The 24,458-nt window shown below is 64.9% G+C and carries 27 protein-coding genes and 1 riboswitch; of the genes, 6 read left to right on the top strand and 21 right to left on the bottom strand.

Annotation, left to right across the window (positions count from 1 at the left end; all coding sequences use genetic code 11):
* The first annotated feature begins 978 nt into the window (after positions 1–978).
* Positions 979–1,161, top strand: a complete 183-nt coding sequence (locus IF803_RS15130; RefSeq protein WP_157788026.1) for a hypothetical protein — start codon at positions 979–981, stop codon at positions 1,159–1,161.
* Positions 1,162–1,829: 668 nt separating this feature from the next.
* Positions 1,830–1,958, top strand: a complete 129-nt coding sequence (locus tag IF803_RS15135; RefSeq protein ID WP_461192654.1) for a hypothetical protein — start codon at positions 1,830–1,832, stop codon at positions 1,956–1,958.
* Between the two features lie 72 nt (positions 1,959–2,030).
* On the opposite strand, the gene IF803_RS15140 is transcribed toward IF803_RS15135, so the two are convergent.
* Positions 2,031–3,044: a helix-turn-helix domain-containing protein gene (locus IF803_RS15140; RefSeq protein WP_461192655.1), complete on the bottom strand. Its 1,014-nt coding sequence runs from the start codon at positions 3,042–3,044 to the stop codon at positions 2,031–2,033.
* A 158-nt stretch (positions 3,045–3,202) separates the two neighbouring features.
* Here IF803_RS15140 and IF803_RS15145 point away from each other — a divergent pair, with 158 nt between their 5' ends.
* Positions 3,203–4,348, top strand: coding sequence for an alkane 1-monooxygenase (locus tag IF803_RS15145; protein WP_461192656.1), 1,146 nt, complete (start codon positions 3,203–3,205; stop codon positions 4,346–4,348).
* Positions 4,349–4,391: 43 nt separating this feature from the next.
* On the opposite strand, the gene IF803_RS15150 is transcribed toward IF803_RS15145, so the two are convergent.
* From IF803_RS15150 to IF803_RS15180, 7 genes are all read right to left on the bottom strand, one after another.
* On the bottom strand, positions 4,392–4,754 hold the full coding sequence (locus IF803_RS15150; RefSeq protein WP_461192724.1) for a LysR substrate-binding domain-containing protein: 363 nt from the start codon (positions 4,752–4,754) through the stop codon (positions 4,392–4,394).
* The gene (locus IF803_RS15155) at positions 4,640–5,410 is read right to left on the bottom strand and encodes a hypothetical protein (protein ID WP_461192657.1); all 771 of its coding nucleotides are present in this window, start codon (positions 5,408–5,410) and stop codon (positions 4,640–4,642) included. The genes IF803_RS15150 and IF803_RS15155 overlap by 115 nt, the downstream gene beginning before the upstream one ends.
* A gap of 167 nt (positions 5,411–5,577) precedes the next feature.
* On the bottom strand, positions 5,578–5,949 hold the full coding sequence (locus IF803_RS15160) for an SANT/Myb-like DNA-binding domain-containing protein (RefSeq protein ID WP_016846479.1): 372 nt from the start codon (positions 5,947–5,949) through the stop codon (positions 5,578–5,580).
* 244 nt (positions 5,950–6,193) lie between these two features.
* Positions 6,194–6,487: a hypothetical protein gene (locus IF803_RS15165; RefSeq protein ID WP_016846480.1), complete on the bottom strand. Its 294-nt coding sequence runs from the start codon at positions 6,485–6,487 to the stop codon at positions 6,194–6,196.
* A gap of 223 nt (positions 6,488–6,710) precedes the next feature.
* Positions 6,711–6,965, bottom strand: coding sequence for a zinc-ribbon domain containing protein (locus tag IF803_RS15170; protein ID WP_461192725.1), 255 nt, complete (start codon positions 6,963–6,965; stop codon positions 6,711–6,713).
* Positions 6,966–7,351: 386 nt separating this feature from the next.
* Complete coding sequence (locus IF803_RS15175) at positions 7,352–7,804, bottom strand: MaoC/PaaZ C-terminal domain-containing protein (RefSeq protein ID WP_461192658.1); 453 nt, start codon at positions 7,802–7,804, stop codon at positions 7,352–7,354.
* Positions 7,805–7,933: 129 nt separating this feature from the next.
* Positions 7,934–8,797 carry a bifunctional 5,10-methylenetetrahydrofolate dehydrogenase/5,10-methenyltetrahydrofolate cyclohydrolase gene (locus IF803_RS15180; RefSeq protein WP_461192659.1) on the bottom strand — a complete coding sequence of 288 codons (864 nt, stop codon included), beginning with the start codon at positions 8,795–8,797 and terminating at the stop codon, positions 7,934–7,936.
* 15 nt (positions 8,798–8,812) lie between these two features.
* A riboswitch (ZMP/ZTP riboswitch) is annotated at positions 8,813–8,892 on the bottom strand.
* 217 nt (positions 8,893–9,109) lie between these two features.
* On the opposite strand from IF803_RS15180, the gene IF803_RS15185 reads away from it, so the two are divergent.
* Complete coding sequence (locus IF803_RS15185) at positions 9,110–9,520, top strand: hypothetical protein (protein ID WP_304495766.1); 411 nt, start codon at positions 9,110–9,112, stop codon at positions 9,518–9,520.
* Positions 9,521–9,640: 120 nt separating this feature from the next.
* Here the strand turns inward: IF803_RS15185 and IF803_RS15190 are convergent, their stop codons facing one another.
* Both IF803_RS15190 and IF803_RS15195 read right to left on the bottom strand, forming a co-directional pair.
* Positions 9,641–10,165, bottom strand: a complete 525-nt coding sequence (locus IF803_RS15190; protein ID WP_461192660.1) for a hypothetical protein — start codon at positions 10,163–10,165, stop codon at positions 9,641–9,643.
* A 214-nt stretch (positions 10,166–10,379) separates the two neighbouring features.
* Entirely contained in the window at positions 10,380–11,018 is a 639-nt protein-coding gene (locus IF803_RS15195) for a hypothetical protein (protein ID WP_461192661.1), read from the bottom strand.
* Between the two features lie 261 nt (positions 11,019–11,279).
* On the opposite strand from IF803_RS15195, the gene IF803_RS15200 reads away from it, so the two are divergent.
* Positions 11,280–11,663 (top strand): VOC family protein, encoded by a 384-nt coding sequence (locus tag IF803_RS15200; RefSeq protein ID WP_026192879.1) that lies wholly within the window; start codon positions 11,280–11,282, stop codon positions 11,661–11,663.
* A 15-nt stretch (positions 11,664–11,678) separates the two neighbouring features.
* Here the strand turns inward: IF803_RS15200 and IF803_RS15205 are convergent, their stop codons facing one another.
* A complete protein-coding gene (locus IF803_RS15205; RefSeq protein WP_240537240.1) occupies positions 11,679–12,110 on the bottom strand; it encodes a hypothetical protein in 432 nt (143 codons plus the stop codon).
* Between the two features lie 237 nt (positions 12,111–12,347).
* Here IF803_RS15205 and IF803_RS15210 point away from each other — a divergent pair, with 237 nt between their 5' ends.
* A complete protein-coding gene (locus IF803_RS15210; RefSeq protein ID WP_026192881.1) occupies positions 12,348–12,698 on the top strand; it encodes a GrlR family regulatory protein in 351 nt (116 codons plus the stop codon).
* Positions 12,699–12,758: 60 nt separating this feature from the next.
* On the opposite strand, the gene IF803_RS15215 is transcribed toward IF803_RS15210, so the two are convergent.
* The 10 genes from IF803_RS15215 to IF803_RS15260 form a co-directional block, all read right to left on the bottom strand.
* Complete coding sequence (locus IF803_RS15215) at positions 12,759–15,440, bottom strand: PAS domain S-box protein (RefSeq protein WP_461192662.1); 2,682 nt, start codon at positions 15,438–15,440, stop codon at positions 12,759–12,761.
* 143 nt (positions 15,441–15,583) lie between these two features.
* Positions 15,584–16,555, bottom strand: a complete 972-nt coding sequence (locus IF803_RS15220) for a Bug family tripartite tricarboxylate transporter substrate binding protein (RefSeq protein WP_461192663.1) — start codon at positions 16,553–16,555, stop codon at positions 15,584–15,586.
* Between the two features lie 187 nt (positions 16,556–16,742).
* Positions 16,743–17,651 carry a DMT family transporter gene (locus IF803_RS15225; protein ID WP_461192664.1) on the bottom strand — a complete coding sequence of 303 codons (909 nt, stop codon included), beginning with the start codon at positions 17,649–17,651 and terminating at the stop codon, positions 16,743–16,745.
* A gap of 300 nt (positions 17,652–17,951) precedes the next feature.
* Positions 17,952–18,752: an NUDIX hydrolase gene (locus IF803_RS15230; RefSeq protein ID WP_461192665.1), complete on the bottom strand. Its 801-nt coding sequence runs from the start codon at positions 18,750–18,752 to the stop codon at positions 17,952–17,954.
* A 2-nt stretch (positions 18,753–18,754) separates the two neighbouring features.
* Complete coding sequence (locus IF803_RS15235) at positions 18,755–19,708, bottom strand: dihydrodipicolinate synthase family protein (protein ID WP_028339258.1); 954 nt, start codon at positions 19,706–19,708, stop codon at positions 18,755–18,757.
* A gap of 127 nt (positions 19,709–19,835) precedes the next feature.
* The gene (locus IF803_RS15240) at positions 19,836–20,714 is read right to left on the bottom strand and encodes an SDR family oxidoreductase (RefSeq protein WP_461192666.1); all 879 of its coding nucleotides are present in this window, start codon (positions 20,712–20,714) and stop codon (positions 19,836–19,838) included.
* A 193-nt stretch (positions 20,715–20,907) separates the two neighbouring features.
* The gene (locus IF803_RS15245) at positions 20,908–21,768 is read right to left on the bottom strand and encodes a MaoC/PaaZ C-terminal domain-containing protein (RefSeq protein WP_028339260.1); all 861 of its coding nucleotides are present in this window, start codon (positions 21,766–21,768) and stop codon (positions 20,908–20,910) included.
* A gap of 207 nt (positions 21,769–21,975) precedes the next feature.
* Positions 21,976–22,365 carry a Zn-ribbon domain-containing OB-fold protein gene (locus tag IF803_RS15250; RefSeq protein ID WP_028339261.1) on the bottom strand — a complete coding sequence of 130 codons (390 nt, stop codon included), beginning with the start codon at positions 22,363–22,365 and terminating at the stop codon, positions 21,976–21,978.
* Entirely contained in the window at positions 22,365–23,522 is a 1,158-nt protein-coding gene (locus tag IF803_RS15255; protein WP_028339262.1) for a thiolase domain-containing protein, read from the bottom strand. Before IF803_RS15255 ends, IF803_RS15250 begins: the two co-directional genes overlap by 1 nt.
* Positions 23,523–23,951: 429 nt before the next feature.
* Positions 23,952–24,455, bottom strand: coding sequence for a DUF4262 domain-containing protein (locus tag IF803_RS15260; protein WP_461192667.1), 504 nt, complete (start codon positions 24,453–24,455; stop codon positions 23,952–23,954).
* Positions 24,456–24,458: the final 3 nt, after the last annotated feature.

The following is a 24,458-nucleotide window of genomic DNA, read 5'->3' on the forward strand; positions in this document are numbered from 1 at the left end:
CCAGCCAGCATGGTGAATCAGAAACACACTGATTTGGGAATCCCAAATCGATTCAACCTAAACCCATCCCGCTTTAGGACCGAAACGCAAATAACGATTCCGAAATCTTTAATAAATTCGGACCAGCCTCCCTCCGCGACAGGGAGGTGTCTCATGCGTAATCATGACTTCGTGTCCGGCGGGCTCCTCGCACTAATCGCAACCTGCCTTGTGCTGCTGTGCTCGGGCCTGCTCGTCATCGCATTTAGCTAAACCCGGACGGCTCGCCAATGCGGCCCTGCCCGCCAACCTCTCTCCCTTATTCCCGAAATCGTGGCCGCCGGGACAAACCATCACTGACCCGGCGGGCGCATTTTCGGGGGTTTGCCTAATGGCGTCGCCAACACCGCCTACAGACAAAAAGTATCTGTGCCCGATTTGCGGTGAGTCTCGCGGATCCTTTCTGCAGCGACGGCTCCCTTCGCGTCTCGTGCGATATCCGATCTAACCTGCCCTAATGGGCACAGGCTCAGAACCACGCCGGATGGCAAGGTCGTAACTGCCTCAACATCTCGGCGTGAACGATACATCATTCGCGACACCTAGAAGCGAGCGTGAAACAAAGCACGCCCACCATCCCGTGCGTGAAAGTTTCCGGGGTAAAGCAATGCAGGAAGAGACAGGCATTCGACTCCAGGACATCGACCAGGTTTTGCGGCATGCCCATCTGCGCCGATCCGCCGATTTGGCCCACTGGACACGACAGTATATCCACGATCGTAGGCTTGCCCGCCAGCAGCGGAATTCTGAGAAGCAGAGAGTGACGTCGACGCCAACCGGCATGACCCATGCAGTCTAAGTGACACTGGGGATTTCAGCGTCCCAGTTCAGGAAGAAAACGCCGCCGGGCGTGTATTTGTGAGGGCGGCGGATTCTGATTAATGGAACAGCAAGGTCGCTTGCCTAAGATGCAGTCTACTCGCTGTAGGACGCTCGAAAATGACCGAGTACGTCATCAGGGAAGTTGGCCTTCGCCAGTGGCTCGTGTTTGCCGATCGGCGAAGCATCGCTTTTTGCGCCGACGAAGATGAGGCGGTGAAAGCCATGGCCGAACATAGCGCGCGCCGCGGCCGACCACCCGAAAAAATGGAAATTGCGCCAAGGGAAAACCCGCCGGTCTAAACCGGCGGGCTCCGAGCGATCAGTGTTGCGTGCGGTCCGGCGGCGGGTTGTCCGGGCTGTAGCCCATGCGCTCGACCACACGGAAGCACCGGGTTAGGGCCACGTCGCAGATTTCGGCCAGCGCGAGAAGATGATCCCTCGTAGTGGTCAGACCTTCCAACATCTCAGGTCCGTAGCCCTCGGCCACCATCGCCCCGAATCTCTCTTGAAGACCGATGTGATCTTGGCTCAGCAGAATTTTCGATGCAGGTTCGCTGCCTCCGCAGCTGCCACCGCTTGGTACGAAGCTTCGCACAGTATACGACCTATCCATTCGTCCGGGCGACGCCACGCGGGCCGAGTTAAATCGCGCAACTGAGCAAAACGCTTGGAGTTACAAGACCAACACGGAAGATCTGGCCAGGCGAGTCGGTGGCACCGCACACCGCGATCCTCCCGGGCGCGGTGATAGCGGAAGGTTCTGGATCACAATCCCATAGCTACCTGCAACGCCAGCGCAACACGGTGCAGCTAAGCCATTGACCTAACTGATAGTAAATCGGATTTCGATTCCGAGGGTCGGGAGTTCGAATCTCTCCGAGCGCGCCATCCTTTGGAGGCCCCCGCGCCAGCGTGGGACGGCAGCCACGAAACCATTTTCATCAGCGGACGAAACCGGGCGGAAACAATTGACCGCTACCACTTCTCGCAAACAAAAATGGGGAAGTGTCATGATGGAAGCGACCATTGTCGCGCTGCTGCTCCTCGGCGCCGCTGTGTTTTTTGCCCACGCCTACGACGCCCTGCATACGCATTGACGGGATCGGCGTCGTTCAGTTTGCGTACCGTCCACCAGGATCTGTGGGCTCGCGCGAGCTATCAACCGCGCCCTAATCTCGCCCGCCCGCCTTCTCTCCGAACCACCGCCGGCACGCCCGGCTGAAGCTGGTCGCATCGGTATAGCCGAGCGCGGCCGCCATCTCGTCGCGCGATTGGGTGCCTGCCGCGAGCATGATCCTTGCGCGCTCGCGCAGCACGCCGTCGAGCAGCGGGCGGAAGGCGCTGCCGGTCTCGGCGAGCCGCCGCACCAGCGTTCGCCGCGAGGTGCCGACGAGGCGCGCGGCCTCCTCCTCAGCCAGACGCTGCGGCAGGCGCGCCGCGATCAGGCGCTCGACGATCCCCGCCAGCGCCGTGGTGACGGGCTGCGGATTCTCGATCGCCTCGAGCGCTTCGATCGCCTTGGCGTGCAATTGCGGATCGGCAAACGGCGACGGCCGCGCGCCAAGCGCTTTCGGCACCTCGAAGATGAAGGCGGCAGCGTTGAACTTCACCGCGCAGGAATAATGCTGCAACAGCCGCTCCGCGCCCGCAGGCGGCGGCCAGGGAAATTGCAGCGTCGCCTGCCCGATCGCATCCTCGAGCAGCTGGACGTACACGGCGTGCACGTTGAGGCTGACCGCCAGCGCCACGGCGTGCCACAGCGCTTCGTCCATCGCGACGGCGGGAGAGATTTCAATCTGGATCGCGCGCGCGGTCTTGCGCAGCCGGTTGCGGACGAAGGGCGCGCGGGTCGACCCGAAGCGCGCGCCGGTCGCCAACGCGTCCGCGATGGTCGGCGCCGTCCTGGTCGCGACGTCGAGCGCGCCTTGCAGCGATGTCGACCACACCGCCGCGGCCGACAACGGCCACAGCTCGCCATGCCGGCGGGTGATGTTGGCCGCCAGCACCACCAGCGAGGATACCGGCATGTGAGCGCCGGGCTGGTCGAGCGCCTCGAGCCGAATTCCGCTGCCCTTCAGCAGCTCGTCGCGATCGCTTCGCGTCTGGCCAAATGCCCGCACCAGGGCCCGCGCATAGACCGCGGAGACCGGCGTGCGAAGGGCATCGGATTCCGATCCGTGCATGGCGTCGGCGACCTCCCCCTCGCGAACGTCCGGTCGAACAGGCTTGGCGCAAAATGCCACAAAATTGGCCTGTTGTGAACTGGCGGCGCAGGCCCGCCTCGCGGCATGCTTGGCCCAACAACGGCGAACGCCGCCTCGCTAGAGCTGGAGGGAATGCGATGATCTTCACGGGCACCAATGCTGCTGGCGAAACGGTCACGTACCGGGACGGCAAACGCTATCTCTGGATGCTCTCGTTCATTCCGCCGCTGATCCCGCTGTTGTCCTACTGGCTGTTCCTGCGGACGCACAATCCGCTGGCGACGCTGATCCCCTTCGTTTTCATCTTCATCCTGATCCCGCTGCTCGATGCCGTGATCGGCGAAGACACCCACAATCCGCCGGCGGAAGTGGTCGCCGCGATGGAGGCCGATCCCTATTACCTGCGGCTCGCGCGCATCACCGTGGTGTTTCCCTGGATCAACTACGTCGCGCTGATCGCCTTCTTCGGCACCCAGGATCTGCCGTGGTGGTCCTATGTCGCCTTGCTGCTCGGCGTCGGCACCATCAATGGCGGCGCGCTGTTGATCGGGCACGAGCTCGGCCACAAGGCTGACAGGCTCAACATCCTGTTCGGCACGCTCGCCAACTGCGCGGTCGGCTACGCGCATTTCCGCGTCGAGCACAATCGCGGCCATCACACCTGGGTCGCAACCCCCGAGGACCCCGCCAGCGCGCGCTTCGGTGAATCGATCTATGCGTTCGCAACGCGCGAACTGCCGGGTGCGTTCAAGCGCGGCTGGCGCAACGAGGCCGAACGGCTGACCCGCCGCGGCGAGCCGGTCTGGTCGGTCAACAACGAGATCCTGCAGGGCTTCGCGCTGACGCTCGTCGTCGCGGCGATCCTGATCGCGCTGTTCGGCTGGAAGGTCGCGCCGTTCATCGTCGCGCACCATTTCCTCGGCTGGTACGCGCTGACCCAGGCCAATTATGTCGAGCATTACGGGCTGCTGCGCGAGAAGCTGCCGAACGGCCGCTACCAGGCCGTCGAGCCGCGCCACTCATGGAATACCAACCACATCGTCTCGAACCTGATGACGTTCCACCTGCAACGTCACTCCGACCACCACGCCAACCCGATGCGCCCGTATCAGTCGCTGCGCGACTTCGACGACATCCCGCGGCTGCCGAACGGTTACACCGGCATGTTCGGGCTGGCGGCGATCCCGCCGCTCTGGTTCCACGTGATGGATCCGAAGACCCTGGCCTGGGCCGGCGGCGACAAGAGCAAGTTGAACCTCGGCGATCGGCCCGCGAGTTCATGATCGCGGCGATCGCCTGCCGTCGCCATGCGATCGTTGGTCGTTGTCACTTGCCGTGATGCCGGAGCGCGTCGACAATGACCTTGAACGCCGGTGAGTTTTGACGGCCACTCGGGTAGTAGAGGTAGTACCCGGAGAACTTCGGCGACCAATCGTCGAGCACCAGTTGAAGAAGGCCCGATGCAACGGCGTCAGTCACTGTCTCCTCCGGCACGTAGGCGATGCCGTAGCCCGCTATTGCGGCCTTGACCATCGGCTGGGTGAACATGCTGTTGCCGTGCCGCCTTATCCGGGTCAGCGCCGTTTCATGGCGCCGATGCCGAGGAATGAGCCATTGACGGACGGATACTGGCTGGTGAATTCGAACGTATCGAAGCTCGGCGCCTCGAACTGCTTCAGCGCCTTCCAGAGCAGCGTGGTATCGGGACAGGCCTGGGAATGGATGTCATGATGCACGATAATGCGGGCGTGCGAACGCACCAGCAGATGATCCTGTAGCGCACCGCGCAGGCTGTGATCGCCGTCGATAAAGACGAAGTCCGGCTTCAGCCGGTCGACATGCGCACCGACCAGGGGCGAGGTTGAAAAATCCTGCATGTAGATCGGCTCGATAGCGGCCTGCTGCTGCAGCAGATCGAAATAGGCCGAGATAAACGGCGTCGGCGCGATCGGATCGAGTGCAATCACGGTCTTGAGGTCGGCGCCGCTGTTCCTCAACCACTCCGTCACCAGGATGAACATGCCGCCCCAGCGGCAGCCGATTTCCATGTACGAGGAGACGCCGGACGCATTGCGCGCGAGCCAGGCGAGGTACGGCGCAAGCTGGTTCGGATATTGCCAGAGGTGGAGGCCCTTGCCGAAGTTCGGCGCCAGCTCCGGCGGCTGCTCGTGAAGCAGTTCGTCATTGAGCCCCAGCGCCGGAATAAATTCGCGTTCGAGGAAATCCGCATCCAACCGCTGGGCCGGGGTCAATGCGCCGATGGTATCGATCGCCTCGCGGACGAAAGGCGCAAGATCGGCGAAACGCTGGTATCGGTCGGCTTGGGCTTGCTGGGCGTTGAGCATCGGGGCAATCAGATCGGAGGGCGGACGGGAGACCGCTGGTCGTCGCGCCTCCAGTCATTGAACGGACCAGGCAGCCGTCTCGGGCGCAAAATCTGCGTTCGGTGTCGAATAGCCGCCCGTTCGCACGGCGCCGGGCCAGTGCTTCGAACGCGCAAGCTGCTCCGCTCTCACCCGCTCGGAATCTTCCGCCGCACGGCCTCCACGCCGGCATCGGTCACGTTGTATCGGCGCCCCATCTCCGGGACGATCCAGCCCTTCTCGATCATTCCGGCAATGGTGCTCGGGCCGACGCCCGCGGGAAACGGACGGCGGTTGCGGATCGCGTCGATCGCGACCCGCTCGAGATGGGTGGCGACATGCGAGGGGCGCGCGCGAAACGCCTTTGCCATGATCAGGACCGACAGGACCTCGGCGCGCCGGCGCACGGCCGAAGCGCTGCGGGTCAGTTCGTTGCTGATCTCGAGAGCGTTCTTGCCGGCCCTGGCGAGTTCCCTGAGCTTCTCGTCCTCGTCAGGGCTCCAGCGCCGCACGATCCCCATCTGCCCCTCACCGCCTGGATACCCATCTCAAACCGATGCATACGCAGGCGGCGCTGATTTGCCATGTGACTTTCGGCACCTCTTGATGCGACGTCGGGGCTGTCGCCATCAGGACGGCCGATCGCGGGGGCCGCGCGATGCAGCACAAAGAGCATGATCCGATTGAATCGGATCATGCTCTCAATCCCCTTGCTTGGTGGCGTTTTGCTTGCGCGAACCGGTATTCACTTCGCGCTGGAACGCTTCAGTGCTTGCTGGGTTCAAGCGCGATGAGCACGCCGGTCGGCTCGGGCTCGTGCGGCCGAAGCGAGGTCAGCTCCGGATCGCTCCACTCGGCGAGACTGACAACTTCGCCGGTCTGCCCCGGCATGTCGGAGGTCTGGGCCGGTTCGAGCACCTTGAGCCCGCTGGTATCGACGAAGAATGTGTGCTCACCGAACACGCTGTTCAGTTGCGCCACGGCCGGGTGATCGTCCGGAAGCACCTGGGCATTCAGTTGCGTCATGGTCTGCTTGACTTGCGTGGAATTGAGTTTCATCCGCTGCTCCTTCTCGTTGGTTCCGGCCGCAATGGCTTCCTTGACAGGTTTCCTTGACAAGTTTCCTTGGCTGGTTCCTCCCCGCCCGCACCCCGCATCGGGGGCTTCAAGGTCTCGAACCAATCAGGCAACGAAACGTTCCGCACGCGCGACGGATTGACCGCCTGCGCACTGGTTCCCCGCGTATCAGATGTGAAGTGCGACTCTGATGTCACGCCCATCGCTACGAGACGGGAGGCTTCTTCCTTGCGAGCCCTTCCAGATGCACGCGGCGTGCGGCGGATTTGCGCGCGCGCTCCCTGGTGCGGCAGGCCCGGCAGCGCACCGCCGCGGTAAATACATCGCCCTTGGCGGTCTCGTACCACCATTTCTGCTGCAACGGCGTCCAGACCTCGGCAACGCCGCAGTCCTTGCAGACGAAGGGCTCCGGTCGATAGGTTCCTGCAGCACGAAATCGGGAGTCGAATAGCTGTTCGATGGCGCGAGCCGCGTCGTATCCACGGCAACCTCGTCGCGCGCCAGCGCAATCTTGTAGTCGCGGAGCCGTTGCCGTTCAGCGGCGCGTTGCGCCTGGATGCGGCGCCATTCCTCGGCCTTGCGCCGCCTGGCTTCGATCTCTCCGTGCGTCTGCTTGCTGCGTTTCACGGCGGCACATCCGTCTGGGTCGAATGCCTTCGGCGCATCGACGAAGTAAATACCGGGCAGCATGGCTCGTCGATGACGACGTCATTGATACGCTGCTGTTCTGCCGCCGGCCTGTCATATTTGCCGCAACATTGCGCGACGACAAGTCGCGTGCGGGAAACACCTAGCGGCGTTGGCCGCCGTCCGAGGCGGATGAGTTCGGCATGCCCGTCAGCCGAGCTACGCCCGCCCCTGCTCCGCCGGCCGCATGTGGATCAGCGCGTCGAGCACGAGGACAAGAACGGGGCGCTGCTCGTCGTTGACCAGCTCCGTCTTGAAGATCACGACGGCGTCGCGCCGCTCCGGCCTGATGGTGATCTTCTGGATCCGGGATTGGCCAGTGAGCGTGGCACCGGGCCGAACCGGGCTCGGCAGGCGAATCTCGAAGCTCCGCCCGACGATCCCCGCCACCTTGGTCCAGATCGCCTCCACGACGAGCCGCTGATAGATCGCAATGGTGTTGAAGCCGCTTGCGATCAGGCCGCCGAACGGGCCCACTGCCGCCGCGACGGGATCGGTATGGATCGGCACCGGATCATATTTCCCGGCGAACTCCAGGATCTCGGCCTCACCGATGGTGTAGCTGCCAAGCTTGAACGTCTGGCCCTCGGTAAGATCTTCCGCATACAGCATCGCCCGCCTCCATCTGTCGCGCGATGCTAGACCAATGGTGCGGGCTTTCCATTACCCCGGACGTCATGAACTTCGCGCGCGATACGCGAGCGACACCCGCCGCGCGCATATCGCCGCAGGCATCCCCCGCTATTGCAGCCGGGCCGCCCTCGCCTTTGCGGCCTTCACCGTGTTCTCCATCAGGCAGGCGATTGTCATCGGGCCGACGCCACGCGGCACCGGCGTGATCGCGCCGGCGACCTGCACCGCCTCCTCGAACGAGACGTCGCCGCACACCGTATAGCCGCCGTCCGGCTTCTCGACGCGCGTGGTGCCGACGTCGATGACGATGGCCTGCGGCTTGATCCAGTCGCCGCGCACGAGGCCGGCCTTGCCCACCGCGCTCACCAGGATGTCGGCCTCGCGGCAGATCCTGCTGATGCCGCGGGTGTGGATATGGGTCTGCGTCACGGTCGCGTGCTCCTGCAGCAGCAGCGCGGCCATCGGCTTGCCGACGATGTTGGAGCTGCCGATCACCACGGCATGGGCGCCGGTGAGGTCTGGCAGGGTCGATTTGATCAGCCGGAGACAGCCGAGCGGCGTGCACGGCACCAGCGCATCGTCGCCGTGAAACAGCCGGCCGGCGTTCAGGGCGTGCAGGCCGTCGACGTCCTTGGCGGGATCGACCGCCGCCATCACGCGCAAGGCGTCGATATGCGCCGGCAACGGCAGCTGCACGAGGATGCCGTCGATATCGTCGCGCGCATTGAGCGCCTCTACTCTGGCAAGCAGATCGGCATCGCTGGCATCATCCGGCAGGCGTGCGACCTCACCGCGCAGGCCGAGCCGTTCGGCCATCCTGACCTTGCTCTGCACATAGATCTGGCTCGCCGCGTCACAGCCGACCAGCACGACCGCAAGCCCCGGCGCGCGGGGCAGCCGATCGAGTTCGCCAGCAATCTTGTCGATGACAATTTGGGCATGTGCATGCCCATCGAGAATGTTCGCCGTCATGGCACCTCCGTTTCGAAGCGGTGCCCAGGCGCGCGGCGTTCAGTCTCTGCACTCCCCGATGGTGGTCCATCCAAGCGCCAGTCGCGCAGATGGCGTCGTCATAGCCGCCCCGCCAGGCAAAGGCAATTCACGCTCTCCCGCGGGTCGAACGGCGACGAATTGCCCTCACTTTTGCCGGTGGATCGGTGCCGGGCGGATCGCCTCTGGGGGTAGGATTCGGGCAAGACTTGCGTTAAGTCTCGGCGCTTGCCGGGCTTTTCCGATCCCCGGCGCCATCCTTCCGGTCATCACGCCATTTCGGACATTTTCGACATGAGACATATCATCCTCGCGCTGGCGCTCTTCTGCCCGGCTGCCGCGCTTGCCCAAGGAACCACGCCGGCCCCCGCCGACGCAGACAAGCCGGCGGCGGCGACCTCGCAGCCGATGGTCGGCGACAAGCCGCTGGTCCAGGTCGGCAAGAAGTCGGCCGCCAAGAAGGGCGAGAAGCCTGCCACGCCCGGCAAGCCGCAATCGGTCGCCCAGAAGCTTCAGGCCTGTCAGGACATCGACGACGCCACCAAGGAACGGCTGATCTGCTACGACGAGATCTTCAAGCCGCAGCCGAAGCCGAAGGCCACCCCGGCCAAGGGCGTCAACGATTGCCGCTTCGTGAAGGAAGAGGACGAGCGGCTGACCTGCTACAACGGCTTCGCGGACAAGATTCCGCGCCTGCCGCGCTAAAGGTAGCGAGCGGCGCTCGGACGCCGTCCCGGATCCGGCCACCCGCCTGATCGCGGACATGAAAAAGCCGCCGCAAGTGTTTGCGGCGGCGCATTGATTGCCGGCTGCGGGCGGCCTTTCTTACCAGGTGCCGAACCCGCCGAAGAAGCCCATGCGCTGCTGCTGCGCGACGCGGTAGGGCTGATACATGCCGGGCTGCGCCAGCCGCATCGGCTGCTGGGGATGGGCATGGTAGCGCGCGACCTTGCGCTTCTTCGGCACCTGAGGTTGGGCCTGCGCCGGCTGCTCGGCCGGCTTTGCCTCGGCCGCGACCTTCTGCGCGTCAGCCTTCTCCGGCGGAATGAACTGGGCGAACGTATTGCGGACACGGGCTTGCGCCGACGCGTCACCCGAAGCCGACGGGACGGCCGCGGCGACCGCGTTGACCTGCGCCGGAACAATGGTCGGCAAATTGGTGTCGTAGACCACCCGCTCGGGCAATTTCTGGGTCGACTTGATGCGCACCATGGTCTTGTCGACGCCCGGCGACGACAGGCCCTGGTTCTGACCGGCGACCACGGCCTCCTGCGGCACGATGGAATTGACGACGAAGAGCAGCGCGAGCAGCACTCCACCAACGAACAGGAAATAACGCGCCACAGGCATTTTGGTAGCTCCCCCCGCGCAGCGGGCGCGGTTCATCTCGGCGCGACGACATTAGTCATCGCGCGGGCGATCTCATCGTCTGCGCATGATCACCCGGACGCGGTCCGCGCTCCCGGGTCGTTCGCTAACGGCTGGTTTATTAGTTAGTTCCTGTCCGGCCGTTACGGTTCACCCGGCAAGTCAATTCGCGGTCACTTTTTCGGGATGCCGGGAATTAAAGGCGGCTCGCCGTCACGACCGAACATTTCGCCTTGTTTGCGTTAACATTGACGAACCCGACCAACATCCGCGAGTAGGTCTTGCGGCTTTTCATGGCGATGGTGTCGGAGATCAGCCGCTTGCGCTCGGTCAGCGGCCGACCGTCCCGGCGGATGAAGGCGCAGGCGATCTCGATATCCTTGACGGCGAAATCATTGGCATTGCGCAGCGTCAGGGTGACGAGCGCCTTCGAACCCAGCCCGCCGCGCCGCCACGATTGCGAGGCGATCCGCAGCTTGTCCAGCGGAGACCTTTCAGCGCCAGGCCCGGACGACCTGGCCTCCTCTGCGCCCTGTGGGGCGGTGGCCACGCCGACGGTGGTCGGCTCGTCCGCCGGTGCGGCCAGCGCGTCCCGCGCGGCCTGATTTGTGATTTGGGCGGGTTGCGCGCCGGTCGAGGCGTTCTGCGCGGTGCGGACGATGCTGGACGACACCGGCCAGACATCCCGGTCTCCGGCGTCGCTCGGCTCGGGGAGCATGAACCAGGCGGCGATCCCGGCGAGCGCAATCAGCGGCAGCAGCAGGCTGGCGTAGAAGCCGCCCTCACCGAGACGTCCGGCGGCCAACCTCCGAAACGACGCCAAGCCGATCCGCATCGTCGTGCCCTCACCCTGGCGGCCCGATCGGGCCGCCCCCACACAGAGAGGAAGCCGCACCGCGCGGCTTCCGGGGCGGCCGCAGGTCGAGCGGCCACGCGAAGACAATCGCTGACGGCCGCAATGGTTTCATTCCGGGACGACAATCTTGCGGCCGGCAGCACGGAGGGATGGCCTCATGGCCGGCCGCTCGCTAAGTTCGCGCCGCCCGAGAGCGAGTGCCGCGCGCCGAAGCGGCGCGAGAACAACAAGGAGATCGCAATGCCTGTCGTCACCTGGGACCACGTCCACCTGCGCAGTCCCGATCCCGAGGCCACCGCGACCTGGCTGCGCGACATTCTCGGCGGCGAGATCATCCGCGGCCCCGGCCGCATCGACGTCCAGCTCGGCGGCGCCAAGGTGTTCATTGCGGAGGTGACCCAAGGCGACGGCGTCAACGCTGCGCCGGTGACGCCCTATCAGGGGCTCGATCACTTCGGGCTCACGGTGAAGGACATCGACGCGGTCGCGGCCGAGATCAAGGCCAAGGGCGTCGAATTCACCAAAGAGCCGACCACGATCCGTCCCGGCGTGCGGATCTGCTTCATCCGCGGCCCGCAGGGCATCTCGATCGAATTGCTCGAGCGCGACCAGAAATACGTATGAGCCACGCGTGCGGCGCTAAGTCATGCTGCCTGGCATGAAGCAGCGGATCGTCACGCCCATGTAGCTCGGAATCGGCCAGACCATGGCGCGACCGACCCGGTTGGGCTCGGTGACCACGGCCTCGTCGGGGACATCGATCCACGCCCCGTCGAGGCGGACACGATAGTGCCCGTCCTTGGATTCCCAGTCGACATCGCTGACCGCTGTGCCGTCGGCATCCGAACAGCACGGCCCCTTGCCGCTGCGCAGGCCGTCGAACCATTCCTTCAGCGGCGAATTGGCGTAGCGGCCGTCGGGATCGCGCGCCTGCGCGATTCGCACGGCCGCGACCAACACCAGCGTTATCAACCCGAGGAATACGATGACGTGGCCCGCATGACGGGCCGAAGTTCCATTGAGCCTGCGAGGGCGTGCCCAATGGCCACCGGATTCAATCCAGTCAGACATGTGTTTGCTCCAGCACTCACCGGCCAGTGCAACCAGAGCTATGCATTTCGCGGGCCACTTTGATTCGCGCGTACGGTCCGCTGTCATCGCGCCGTCACACTGCCTGGCAGGAACCGAGGGTGTCACCCGAACGCGGGACACCCGGGAATCAACCTGCCGCATTGCACGAGGTTGCTCGCTTTGGCATAAAAAACCAACTGGCTTGCCGTGGGCGCGGCGGCCAGCAATCGGGACGTCATGAAGAACGGACTTTACTCAATTCACGTCACCCTGCTGGACGGTCGCGTCGGTAAGGGCAGCGGCGTCATTCTCTTCCGCGACGGCCAGATTCTGGGCGGCGACGCCTATCTCTACTACACCGGCAGCTACACGGTGAAGGGCGATGCCTTCAAGGGCGAAGTCCTTGTGCAACGCCACACGACGCCGCGCGACACCGACAACCCGCTGTTCGGCGGGCCTGCGCCCGTCGGCATCGGCGTCTCCGGCACCTTCACCGACACCCGCGGCACCATGAGTGGGACCGCACTGGTCGGCAAGGCGAGCCTGATCTTCGGCGCCACGTTGCACAAGCTCGCGGATATCAATTAGCGGTGTGAAACCGTCAGACCCGTCGAGAGCGAACACGTGGTTGGCCACTACGCTTCGTGCCTACTCCGCGGCCTGCTCCAGCGGCGCGACACGCGGCAGGATCATCTGGATGCGGGTGCCGTTGCCCGGTGCGGAATCCAGCGAGAGCCGGCCGCCGAGCCGCGTGGTGACGATGCTGTAGACGATGTGCAGGCCGAGCCCGGTGCCGCCCTGATCGCGCCGCGTCGTGAAGAACGGATCGAAGGCGCGGCGGCGCACGTCGAGGCTCATGCCGCAGCCATTGTCGGCGAAGATCACCTCGACATTGTCGCCGCCGGCGGCGTGGACCTGGATCTCGACCTCACCGGCCTTGCCGTCCGGGAACGCATGCGCGACCGCGTTGAGGAACAGATTGGTCAGCACCTGGCCATACGGTCCCGGATATGAGTTCATGATCAGGTTCGGCTCGCAATCGATGTTGAGCGTCAGGTTGTGCTTGCGCAGGCCGGGCCGCAAGCTCATCACCACCTGCTCGGTGAGATCGCCGAGGTCGAAGGTGCGCTGGTCGGAATAGTTGCGGTCGGCGGCGACCTGCTTGAACGACTGGATCAGCTCCGCGGCGCGGTTGAGATTGGCGACGAGTTGCGAGGAGGCATCGCGCGCCGTGTTCAGGAAGTCGTTCAGGCTGGAGCGGCGCAGGTCGCCGCGCTCGACCTGGGTGGCGAAATTCGCGGTCTTGCGCTCCAGCGCGGACGCCACCGTCAGGCTGATCCCGACGGGATTGTTGACCTCATGGGCGACGCCGGCCACCAGGCGGCCGAGCGCGGCGAGCTTCTCGGCCTCGATCAGCGAATTCTGGGTTTCCCGCAGATTGCGCAGCGCGGCCTCCGCGGAATCCCGCGCCTTGCGCATTTCCTGCTCGGAGCGCTTGCGCTCGCCGATGTCGAGCGCGACCGTGACGATGTTCTCGATGTCGCCCTGCGCGTCGAGGATCGGCAGCTTGTTGACCAGCCACTGCCGCATGTTGCCGGCGACGTCCTTGTACTCCTCTTCATAGAAGCCGAGCTCGCGGCGGGCCGACAGGACGCGCTTGTCGTTCTCATCGGTCTTGGCCGCGCCGTAGCGCGACATCAAATCGCCGGTGGTCTGGCCGATCGCGTCCTGCGGCTCGATGCCGAAGATCCCCGCCATGTAGCGGTTCATCAGCACGTAGCGCAGGTCGCGGTCCTTGACGTTGATGACGGCGGGCACCGTGTCGATGACCATCTGCAGCAGCCGCCGGCCTTCGGCGATCGCGTCTTCGGCGCGCTTCTGGTCGGTGATGTCGCGCACCGTGCCCTCGTAGCGGACCACCTCGCCCTCGTCGTTGCGGACGACGGTCGCCGAATCGGACAGCCACAGCACCGTGCCGTCGCTCGCGCGCACCTGATACTCGTAGTCGCGCACCACGCCATCGCGCTGCATCAGCTGCTGGTACTGCTCGCGCGCCGCCGGATCGACATAGACGGTGGTGGCGATGTCGTCGATGCCCTTGATCAGATCCTGCGGCGTTCCATAGCCCATCATCCGCGCCAGCGCCGGATTGGCGTTGAGCAGCGCGCCGCCCGGCGTCGTGACGTAGATGCCCTCGACCGACGCCTCGAACAGCTTGTGGTAGCTCTCCTCGGCGAGCCGCTGCTCGGCGAGCGCACGCAGCGCCGCCTCGCGCGCGCTGTCGGCGTCGACCAGGGTCTGGCGGAACACTTCGGCAGCGCGTGCGATGTCGCCGATCTCGTTGTCGAGGTCGGCGCCGGGAATGAACGCGCTCTTCTCGCCGCCCGCGACCTTGCGGATCGAGCCCGCGATCCTGGCGAGCGGGCGGACGGTGCGGCGAACCACCAGCACCGACGCGAACAGGCCGATCAGCACGCCCGCCGTGCCGAGCACGATGCTCTGCCATTTTGCTTCAGCCAGCGTCCGGGCAAAATCGCGCGACAGCACGTGGCCGCGGCGAGAGCTGAGCTCGCGGAGCAGCTCGGTGACCTTCTGGATCAGCCGGCCTTCGGCGCCGAGCACCTCCTTGTCGATGTCGGCGATCTGGCCCTCGCGCACCGAGACCGCGATGATCGCCTCGGCATAATTGTCGACGGCGCCGCGCAGCGCGGGATCGGAGATGGTCATCGCCCGCATGCTCTGCGCGGCCTGCTCGGCGGCGGACGTGTTGTGCGCCAGCAGCGCGGTGGCAATCCGGCTCTGGGATTGCGACAGCGCATTGGCCAGCGCCGCATCGTTGCTCGCGGCGACCGCCTTGTCGAAGGCGTCGCGCAGCGGCGGCAGCCCGGCGACCAGCTCGGCTCGGCGACTGAGCAGCGCCGAGATGCGCTCGATGCCGTTGCGATAGGTCGCCAGACGCTGGGTGACGCCGTCGATCATGTCCTGCTGCTCGGGCGCCAGCTTGATGCGGGTCTTTTTCAGGATCTCGCTCAGCGACTGGGCCGCCTCCGCGACCTGGACCGACTGGCTGCCCGGCTCGGTGACGAAATCGCGCGCCGCGAGCCGCAGCTCGTTCATGCGGCGGTCGATATCCTCGGCGATGTCGCCGACGCTCTGCAGCCGCTGCAGCTCGGCGAAGGTCGTATCGATGTGACGGATCGCGATCACGCTGGCGGTGGATGTGATGATGATCACAGCCAGGACCAGCAGGAAGCTGCCGAACGTGAGCTGGCCAATGGAGAGGGAGAACGCACGCGGCGCTTGCGAATTCGGCGTCAATTCAGCGGTCATGTCATCAAGGCCGGGGTCCAATGGGCTCCAATATACGGGAAATTACGGGTTTTGGGGAAACATGCTGAAGGGCCGGGCCGGCCGGTGTGATCTGTATCACCCCTCCCGCAGCTGACCGCTTCCGGCACGGGCCGGCGGCGGGCTCAGTCCGGCGGGATGCCGGCCTCCTTGACCACCCGGCCCCAGAGGGCGACGTCGGCCGCGATGATGTCGGCAAAGCGCTTCAGCGGCGCGCTCCGGGCGTCGCAACCGGCGACATCCAGCTTCTTGCGCACCTCGGCGGAGGCCAGCGCGGTTTCCAGCGCCGCGCTGATGCGTTCGACCACCGGCTGCGGCGTGCCCGCCGGCACCACGAAGCCGAACCACGGCGTCACCTGCGCCTCGGCAAAGCCCTGCTCGGCCATGGTCGGCACGTCGGGAAAGTATTTCGAGCGGCCGTCGCTGATCGCGCCGATGATTCTAATGCTCCCGGACTGCACCTGGGCCAGCGCCTGGTTGGCCGACAGGAAGCTCGAGGTGATCAGCCCGCTCGCGATATCGGGCACCATCTGCGGATAGCCGCGATAGCCGATCGGGGTGACGTCGATCCCGGCGAGCCGCTTGAACAGCTCGAAACCGAGATGGCCGGTCGAGCCCTTGCCGGGATGGCTGTAGTTCAGCGTGCCCGGCTTGGCCTTGGCCAGCGCGACATAGTCGGCGACGGTCTTCACCGGCAACGAGGTCGGCACGATGAAGAAGTTCGGGGCGAGACAGATCTGCCCGACGGGCACGAAGTCCCTGACCGGATCCCAGCGCAGCTGCGTGTTCAGTGCCGGGCTCGCGGTGAAGAAGGTCGTCACCAATAGCCATGTGTAGCCATCGGGCGCGGCGCGTGCGACCTCCTCGGCCGCGATCGAGCCGTTGGCGCCGGACTTGGCCTCGACGACGATCGTCCCCTTCCACTGCTCCTGCATGTCCTGCGCCATGATGCGCGCGAACACGTCGGCGACGCTGCCCGGCGCATAGGGAATGACGATGCGGATCGGCCGGCTCGGGAAGTCCTGCGCGCGCACTGTGCCAGCCATCGCCAGCAATACCATGCACACACCGGCAATGAGGCTGATCCGCCGCAACATCGTCCCGTTTCCCGCCCTGTGATCTCGTTGCGGGCAGCATGCAGGGATTGCCTGACGGCAGCAAGGCGCCGGTTTCAGCGGGCGAAACTTCAGGCGGTGGCGATCTTTCGTGCAGGAATCGTCATCGCGGCGATGACGTCAGGCTGTGGCGATCCTTCGTGCAGGAATCGTCATCGCGGCGATGACGTCAGGCTGTGGCGATCCTTCGTGCAGGAATCGTCATCGCGGCGACGCCGATCACGACGCAGGCGAGGCCGATCCACGCCGTCGGGCTCAGCCGTTCGCCCAGCACCATGACGCTGAGCGCCACCCCGATCGGCACCCGCAGGTAAGCCTGCGCGGTGGTGCCGACCGAGCCGAGGGTCTGGATCAGGCGGAAGTAGATCACGAACGCGATCGCGGTCGAGAACACCGCAAGCGCCAGCAATGCGGCGAGCGACGTCGTCGACGGCGACAGCGTCCAGGGCTGCTCGACGACAAGGCCGAGCGGAACGAGGATCGCGGCGCCCGCGATCAGCGAACCCGCCGCCGGCGCCATCGGATCGAGCCCCTTGAAGCCGCGGCTGAAGATCGCGGCACAGGCGTAGCAGATGGTGGCGGCGACGATCGCGACCTCGGCCACGATCCCCTGCCCAAGATCGCGGAACGCATCGACGCCGACGATCAGGCAGATGCCGGCCATGCCTGATATCACCCCGAACAGCTTGCGCGGGCTCGCGGCCTCGTGGCGGGTGACCGCGGCGGTGAACAGGAAGGTGAAGATCGGCGAGGCCGAATTGAGGATGGTGGCGAGCCCGGCATCGACGAAGCGCTCGCCCCAGGCGATCAGCGTCCACGGGATCACGCTGTTAAGGCAGGCCTGGAAGATGAAGCGGCGCCAGGTCGCGCGATCGGCCGGCATCGACACGCCGCGCATCCGCATGATGACGAGCAGCAAGAGCCCCGCGATCGCGGTGCGCGCCGCGATCAGCGTGATCGGCGGGATGGTCGCGACACCAAGCTTGATGAAGGTATAGGAGCCGCCCCACAGGGTGGCGAGCGCGAGCAGCAAGGCGAGCTCGAAGCCCATGTTGGGCTGGCGGGGAGTGGTGGTCATTGGCGGGATTCCGTCTCGATGGTTGAGAGGAATCTACATCGGCGGCGGCGATGATATTTCGATATAAGCCGAAATGTGGAGAAGCGACTTTCCTTCCCACCGTCGTCCCGGCGAAAGCCGGGACCCATTACCACAGGGTTGTGTTGTTAGAAAAAGCTGTGGTCCGAGCGTCGCGCAACAATGCAGTTCGGTGGTTATGGGTCCCGGCTCCCGTGCGCAATTGCGCACTAGGCCGGGACGACGGCGAGCGTGTTGCGCCGCCTGTGAGTCACGCACACGCCATCGCTCGGGACGACGGACCTACCCCAGCGCCCCGACGTCGAACACCTCGCCGTCGTAGCCCGCTTCCTTGGGGATACGGAGCTGGCGGCCGGTGGCGGTCTTGGTCATCACGGGCATCACGGCGACGATCGGCTTGCCCTTGCTGTCGGCAAGCGCGGCGCCGACATTCGGCTGCTTGCCGAGCCGGATCAGGTTACGCGTGGTCGGGAACGGCAGCTTGAAGCGGCCGGTCTCGCCGCCCTCCAGCGCCTCGTGCGTCGACACCCAGATCGAGTCGGTCGATTCCTTGCCGTCATGGGCGCCGAGCTGCTCGGGTGGCGCGGCGGCCAGGAAGAACCAGGTGTCGAAGCGTTTCGGCATGCCCTCCGGCGTGATCCAGTGCGCATACGGCACGAGCTCGTCGAGCGCGAGCACCATGCCGTTGTCGGTCAGCACCTTGAGGAAGCTGATCTTGCCTTCGTTCAAGGCCGCGCGATGCGCGGTCGCGATCTCGTTCGCGCGCTTCGCATCGACCAGGTCCTTCGAGCTTACCGGCCGCGCCAGCAGGATGCCGCTCTCCTCGAAGGTCTCGCGGATCGCCGCGATTCGGAAACCGAGCGCGTCGCCGTCGAGCCCTTCTCCGCCGGAATAGAGCGCGGGATCGGCGGCGATCTCCTTGTCGTTCTTGTCGACGCTGCCGCCGGGAAACACCAGCGCACCCGAGTTGAACTCGATCTGGTGATGGCGAACCATCATGAAGACTTCGATTTCGCCCGACGAGCTGCCGTCACGCAGCAGCAGCACGGTCGAGGCAAGGCGCGGGGCAACGATCTCGGTCATGATTAGCCTGCTGCGCTGGATTGCGGTTGCAGATTGGCGCGGCGGTCGACGCGCGCCACGCGGGAAAGCAGATAGTCGACCTCCGCCCTCGCCTGCGGCGTGATGACAGCACCCGGCTTGCGCTGGGCGCTGGAGGAGATGATGCCGCGCTTCTGCAGCACGTATTTGCGCACGGTGAGGCCGACGCCGGGCTGCTGCTCGTAGCGGATCAGCGGCAGATGCGCGTCGAACAGATCATGCGCGGCATCGCGTTTTCCCGCCTTGGACAGGTTGACGACGTCGATCAGCAGTTCGGGGAAGGCATAGCCGGTCATCGCGCCGTCGGCGCCGCGCTCCATCTCGAAATCGAGGAACAGGCCGCCATTGCCGACCAGGATCGATAACGGCCGCAGCGAGCCGTCCTTCTGGAAGTTGCGCAAGGTCGAAATCTTCTCCAGGCCCGGCCAGTCCTCGTGCTTGAGCATCACGCAGGACGGCGAATCCATCACGATCTTGCGGATCACCGCCGGCGTGAACACGACGGTCAGCGTCAGCGGATAGTCCTGCAGCACCCAGGGAATATCGTCGCCGATCGCTTCCTGCGCCTGCTTGAAGTAGCCGATGATCTGGTCGTCGGTGCGTAAGTGCGGCGGCGGCGCGATCATGACGCCGGCGGCGCCCGCATCCATCGACTTCTTCGCCAGCGAGCGCATCGTGGCAAAGCCCGGCGCCGAGACGCCGACAATGACCTGCAGCTTCTTGGCACGCTTGACGAAGCGCAGCGCGACCTGCTCCGCCTCCGCGGCATCGAGCTTCGGCGCCTCGCCCAGGATGCCCAGCACCGTGACGCCGTCGCAGCCGACATCGGTGTAGAAATCGGTCAGCCGGTCAATCGACGCCTCATCGATGCGGCCGTCATCGTGGAACGGGGTCGGCGCGATCGCAAAGGTTCCTGCGGCCTGGGCGGTGAGTTTCATGGATGCCTCAATTTTTGATCGTCATTCCGGGGCACGCGAAGCGTGAACCCGGAATCTCGAGGTTCTCGGTGCGCAACTGCGCACCTGAGGGTTCGTCCTTCGGACGCCCCGGAACGACGTTTATCATCTAAAACCGCCGCGCGCCCATCTTGATCTGCTCCTCGGAGAAGAAGATATCCTTGGCGTGGGTGACGATGTCCTCGGCCTTCCAGCCGGTAAATGGCGGCTTCCAGCCCTCCATTTCCATCATCCGCATCTCGCGGACGCCGCGCGGGCCCGAGACGCCGAGAACCTTGCCGGTCTGGTCGCCCGACAGGTCGCTGACCATGTAGAGCACGGCCGGCGCGATGCCGTCCGGGCCGAGCGCCGCACCCGGGTTCTCCTTGTAGCGGGGCAGGTCCGCGGTCATGCGGGTCAGCGCGCCCGGCGCCAGGGTCCAGATCCGGATGTTGTACTTGCGGCCCTCGATCGCCAGCACGTTGGACAGGCCCCAGATGCCGCCCTTGGCGGCGCCGTAATTGGTCTGGCCGAAATTGCCGATCAGGCCCGAGGTCGAGGACGTGTTGACGATGACGCCGCCGCCATTGTCGCGCATCCATTTGAACACCGGCTGGGTGCAGCAGAAGGTGCCCTTGAGGTGCACCTTCATCACCCTGTCCCAGTTGGCTTCCTTGGCCTTGTGGAAGGTCTCGTCGAGCAGGATCCCGGCATTGTTGACCAGGATGTCGGCGCGGCCGAAATGCTTGATGGCGTCGTCGAACACCGACTGGCCGCCGGCCAAGGTCGAGATGTCGGCGCCGTTGGCGACCGCACGGCCGCCCTCGGCCTTGATCGCGTCGACCACCTTGTCGGCCATCGACTTGTCGGAGCCCGAGCCGTCGCGCGGGCCGCCGAGATCGTTGACCACCACGGCCGCGCCCTCGCGCGCAAACAGCTTCGCATAGGCTTCACCAAGTCCGCCGCCGGCGCCCGTGATCAGCGCCACCTTGCCGTCGAGTAATCCCATGGTTGTTTTCTCCGTTTATTGTTGCTCTTTCTTACCTCGCCCCGCTTGCGGGGAGAGGTCGGATCGCATCGCGAGATGCGATCCGGGTGAGGGGGTACAGGTCTGTCCGCAGACCACCGTTGCGGTGAGAGAGCCCCTCACCCCAACCCTCTCCCCGCAAGAGCGGGGCAAGGGAGTGCATCACCCTCGCCGCTTAAGCCAGCACCGTCTTGCCGCTCTTGATCACGGTGACGCCGCGCGACTTCACCTTGGCCTCGAACGACACCACATTGCCGTCCTTCCACAGCTCCATGGTCACGGTCTCACCGGGGAACACCGGCGAGGAGAACCGCGCAACGTGCTGCTTGAAGGCTGACGGATCGAAGTCGGCGTAGGTCTGCAGCACGCCGCGGCAGGTGATGCCGTAGGTGCACATGCCGTGCAGGATCGGCCGCGGGAAGCCGGCCTTCTTGGCGAACTCCGGATCGGAGTGCAGCGGGTTGCGGTCGCCGCACAGCCGATAGACCAGCGCCTGGTCGGGCCGCGTCGTGATATCGACGATCTTGTCCGGCGCGCGCTCCGGTACCTTGTGCGGCTCGGGTTGGCCGTCGGACGGGCCGCCGAAGCCGCCATCGCCGCGGGCGAAGCGCGAGGCGACCAGCGTGGCGAGCTTCTCGCCCTTCTCGTCCTTCAGCACGGTCTGGTGGCGGATCACCGCGCCCTTGTCCTTGCCCTTGTCGAACACGTCGAGCACGGTCGAGTCGGCCGTGATGTGCGCCGCGGTAGCGAATGGCTTGTGGAAGGTGATGTCGCGCTCGCCGTCGACCACCATCACGCGGTTGAGGTTCATCTCGCCGGGACCGGCGCCCCAGGCCGCGACCGAGGCAAACGTCGGCACCACCTTGAGCGGGCGCGGCGTCAGCACGCCCTCATTGACGAAGGCGAGCTCGTTCTCGTCCATCGGATCGGCACCCAGGCCGATGCCATAGGCGTAGAGCATCACGTCGCGGTCGGTGTAGCTGTATTTCTGGCCGAGATTCTTCAGGGCCATCAGCTGTTCGTACACGATCGGCATTGTTGTTTTCTCCCCGAACTGTTCTTTCTTCGCCGTTGCGCGTTATTGCGCCCTCTCCCCTTGCGGGAGAGGGCTGCACCGGCATCAAACGCAAACTCGTTTGGGAGAGGGGTTGGCTCCTCAAACGCATCTCTCGCGGAGAGAACCCCTCTTCCGGCAGCCTTCGGCTGCCACCTTCCCCCGCAAGGGGGGAAGGTACTTTCTAGGTTAGGCCGGCGTGAAGAACGGCAGCGGGGCGCCGTCGGTCGGCTTCCACACCACCTTGACCTTCTGGCCGATCTTCACGTTCTCAAGATCGCAATCGACAATGTTGGTCTGCAGCGACGGACCTTCCTTCAGCGTCACATAGGCGATCGCATAGGGACCGGTCGGCGACTTCCGCATCAGGCTGTAGGTGTAGACCGTGGCCTCGCCGCTCGACTCTTCCCACACTGTCTTGTCCGAGAAGCAGAACGGGCAGATCGCGCGCGGGAAGTAATGCGCCTCGCCGCAGGTGTTGCAGCGCTTGATCATGAACTTACCCGCCTTCGCCGCTTCCCAGAACGGCGCGGTCTCCGGGTTGGTCACCGGGGCATTGTACTTCTTCGCTTCAGACATCACGCACGCTCCAGAATGCAGGTTGAGGCGGCGTGGCGAACGCCGAGCAGACCGCCGGTGCCGTGGGCGATCGCGAGGTCGCAGTTCTTCACCTGCACCTTCGGATGCGCCTCGCCGCGCAACTGGCGCACAGCCTCGAGGATTTTCGTCATGCCGCCGCGATTGACGGGATGGTTGCTGCACAGGCCGCCGCCGTCGGTGTTGAACGGCAGCTTGCCGACGCCCGAGATCAGATTGCCGTCGGCGACGAACTTGCCGCCCTCGCCCTTCTTGCAGAAGCCGAGATCCTCGAGCTGCATCAGCACCGTGATGGTGAAGCTGTCATAGATCGAGGCGTATTTGATGTCCTTCGGCGTCACGCCCGCCTCCTCGAAGGCGCGCGGACCGGACCACACGCCGGCGGAATAAGTCAGGTCGAGATCCTTGCCGCCACGCGGGCCCTTCATCGCCTCGCCATGGCCGATCAGGCGCACCAGCGGCTTCTTCAGGCTCTTGGCGATCTCGGGCGTCGTGACGATCATCGCGCCGCCGCCGTCGGTGACGACGCAGCAATCCATGCGGTGCAGCGGATCGGAGATCATCGGCGAGCTCAGCACGTCCTCGACGGTGACGACCTCCCTCAGCATCGCATGCGGATTGTATTGCGCGTGATGCGAGGCCGCGACCTTGATCCAGGCGAGCTGTTCGGAGGTGGTGCCGTAGTCGTGCATGTGGCGCATGGCACACATGCCATAGGCATTGTGCGTGGTAGCCCCGTAGGCGGATTCGAAATCGGCTTCGGCGCCCGACGCGCGCGGCGGCATCGGGCCGGTGCGCGGCTTGCCCGCCAGCGTGACTAGCGCGACCGAGCATTTGCCCGCGGCGATCGCCTCGGCGGCGTGGCCGAGATGGATCAGATAGGAACAGCCTCCAGTCTCGGTTGAGTCGACGTGACGCAGCTTCCTGGTGTTGAGGCCGAGATAATCGACCATCGGCCACAGCCCGCCCGGCGCGTCGCCGGCGCAGAAATAGCCGTCGATATCGTCCTTGGTGAGCCCGGCGTCCTCAATCGCGCCCTTGGCGACCTCGGCGTGAAGCTGTGCTGTTGATTTATCGGGTGCGTGCCGGGTGGGATGTTCGTAGATCCCGGCAATGTAGGCCTTGCCCTTGATGGTCAAATCGCTCTCCGCTGGCGTTTCTTCGCTCGAGCGTTTTTCTGAACCGACGGCGCGACCTTGGCAAGCGCGGAAATATTCCGTCAGGCGAGACTGCGGCGTGTGCACCGTGCGCGCGCCCAAAACACAAATGTCGTCCCGGCGAAAGCCGGGACCCATAACCACAGGATTGTGTTGCGAGACCAAGCTGCGGCCACGGCCTCGCGCAACAACGAACAACGGTGGTTATGGGTCCCGGGTCGCGCTTCGCTTGCCCGGGACGACGTTGAATGTGTGACTGCGCAACTCCGCCGCCATCTGCCGCGGCGCGGGCGGCGGGTTGGCGAGGTCGGCGGCGAGTTGCGCGTAGCGAACCTTTGTTTCCCTTTTGCAAAGGCCGTGCTGCTTGTGACCTCTTCTCAAACCTGGCACGCGTGGAAATCGCAAGGCACGCTATCGATCGCGCAGCCCGGACCAATTGCCAGCGGTCAAGTCTGGCTGCGCCGACCTAAACTCGTCCGATGACCCCGGCGCCCACGGAAACTCTCCGCCTCGATCCGGGAATATGATCTGGTGGCATTCAAAGTTGTCGTTTCCGTAAAACCATCTGCTCCACCCGAGATGGGATCGATAATGCTCGACAGCGACCGGGAGCAGCACCGCGGAGGCATTCTCGAATATCTCTTCCGTTAGCTCGCCAACAGGAAACCGTCGCCCAGCCTCGAGTTCGCGATAGATGTGCCAGAACGTATCCTGGGCGTTCTCCATCGACATTGAGAACAGGATCAATTCCGGAAGCTTGAATTTCAGCCAAAATCCGGTGGTGTACGAGAAGCCCGGACCTACGTCGTCCGATGCGACATGCGTACCGAACCAACCATGTCGTTGGATCCGCTCGACGAAATTCTGCTCGTGTTTGTCGAGCCGCTCCGGAGCAGCATCGAGCGCTGTGAACACCCC

Source organism: Bradyrhizobium sp. UFLA06-06, from assembly GCF_054820065.1.

What these genes read in the sequence shown, in the direction of transcription:
- IF803_RS15130 (WP_157788026.1), top strand. Translation starts at nt 979, where the DNA reads ATGACCGAGTACGTCATCAGGGAAGTTGGCCTTCGCCAGTGGCTCGTG.
- IF803_RS15140 (WP_461192655.1), bottom strand. Translation starts at nt 3,044, where the DNA reads ATGCACGGATCGGAATCCGATGCCCTTCGCACGCCGGTCTCCGCGGTC.
- IF803_RS15145 (WP_461192656.1), top strand. Translation starts at nt 3,203, where the DNA reads ATGATCTTCACGGGCACCAATGCTGCTGGCGAAACGGTCACGTACCGG.
- IF803_RS15155 (WP_461192657.1), bottom strand. Translation starts at nt 5,410, where the DNA reads ATGCTCAACGCCCAGCAAGCCCAAGCCGACCGATACCAGCGTTTCGCC.
- IF803_RS15160 (WP_016846479.1), bottom strand. Translation starts at nt 5,949, where the DNA reads ATGGGGATCGTGCGGCGCTGGAGCCCTGACGAGGACGAGAAGCTCAGG.
- IF803_RS15165 (WP_016846480.1), bottom strand. Translation starts at nt 6,487, where the DNA reads ATGAAACTCAATTCCACGCAAGTCAAGCAGACCATGACGCAACTGAAT.
- IF803_RS15175 (WP_461192658.1), bottom strand. Translation starts at nt 7,804, where the DNA reads ATGCTGTATGCGGAAGATCTTACCGAGGGCCAGACGTTCAAGCTTGGC.
- IF803_RS15180 (WP_461192659.1), bottom strand. Translation starts at nt 8,797, where the DNA reads ATGACGGCGAACATTCTCGATGGGCATGCACATGCCCAAATTGTCATC.
- IF803_RS15185 (WP_304495766.1), top strand. Translation starts at nt 9,110, where the DNA reads ATGAGACATATCATCCTCGCGCTGGCGCTCTTCTGCCCGGCTGCCGCG.
- IF803_RS15190 (WP_461192660.1), bottom strand. Translation starts at nt 10,165, where the DNA reads ATGCCTGTGGCGCGTTATTTCCTGTTCGTTGGTGGAGTGCTGCTCGCG.
- IF803_RS15195 (WP_461192661.1), bottom strand. Translation starts at nt 11,018, where the DNA reads ATGCGGATCGGCTTGGCGTCGTTTCGGAGGTTGGCCGCCGGACGTCTC.
- IF803_RS15200 (WP_026192879.1), top strand. Translation starts at nt 11,280, where the DNA reads ATGCCTGTCGTCACCTGGGACCACGTCCACCTGCGCAGTCCCGATCCC.
- IF803_RS15205 (WP_240537240.1), bottom strand. Translation starts at nt 12,110, where the DNA reads ATGTCTGACTGGATTGAATCCGGTGGCCATTGGGCACGCCCTCGCAGG.
- IF803_RS15210 (WP_026192881.1), top strand. Translation starts at nt 12,348, where the DNA reads ATGAAGAACGGACTTTACTCAATTCACGTCACCCTGCTGGACGGTCGC.
- IF803_RS15215 (WP_461192662.1), bottom strand. Translation starts at nt 15,440, where the DNA reads ATGACCGCTGAATTGACGCCGAATTCGCAAGCGCCGCGTGCGTTCTCC.
- IF803_RS15220 (WP_461192663.1), bottom strand. Translation starts at nt 16,555, where the DNA reads ATGTTGCGGCGGATCAGCCTCATTGCCGGTGTGTGCATGGTATTGCTG.
- IF803_RS15225 (WP_461192664.1), bottom strand. Translation starts at nt 17,651, where the DNA reads ATGACCACCACTCCCCGCCAGCCCAACATGGGCTTCGAGCTCGCCTTG.
- IF803_RS15230 (WP_461192665.1), bottom strand. Translation starts at nt 18,752, where the DNA reads ATGACCGAGATCGTTGCCCCGCGCCTTGCCTCGACCGTGCTGCTGCTG.
- IF803_RS15235 (WP_028339258.1), bottom strand. Translation starts at nt 19,708, where the DNA reads ATGAAACTCACCGCCCAGGCCGCAGGAACCTTTGCGATCGCGCCGACC.
- IF803_RS15240 (WP_461192666.1), bottom strand. Translation starts at nt 20,714, where the DNA reads ATGGGATTACTCGACGGCAAGGTGGCGCTGATCACGGGCGCCGGCGGC.
- IF803_RS15245 (WP_028339260.1), bottom strand. Translation starts at nt 21,768, where the DNA reads ATGCCGATCGTGTACGAACAGCTGATGGCCCTGAAGAATCTCGGCCAG.
- IF803_RS15250 (WP_028339261.1), bottom strand. Translation starts at nt 22,365, where the DNA reads ATGTCTGAAGCGAAGAAGTACAATGCCCCGGTGACCAACCCGGAGACC.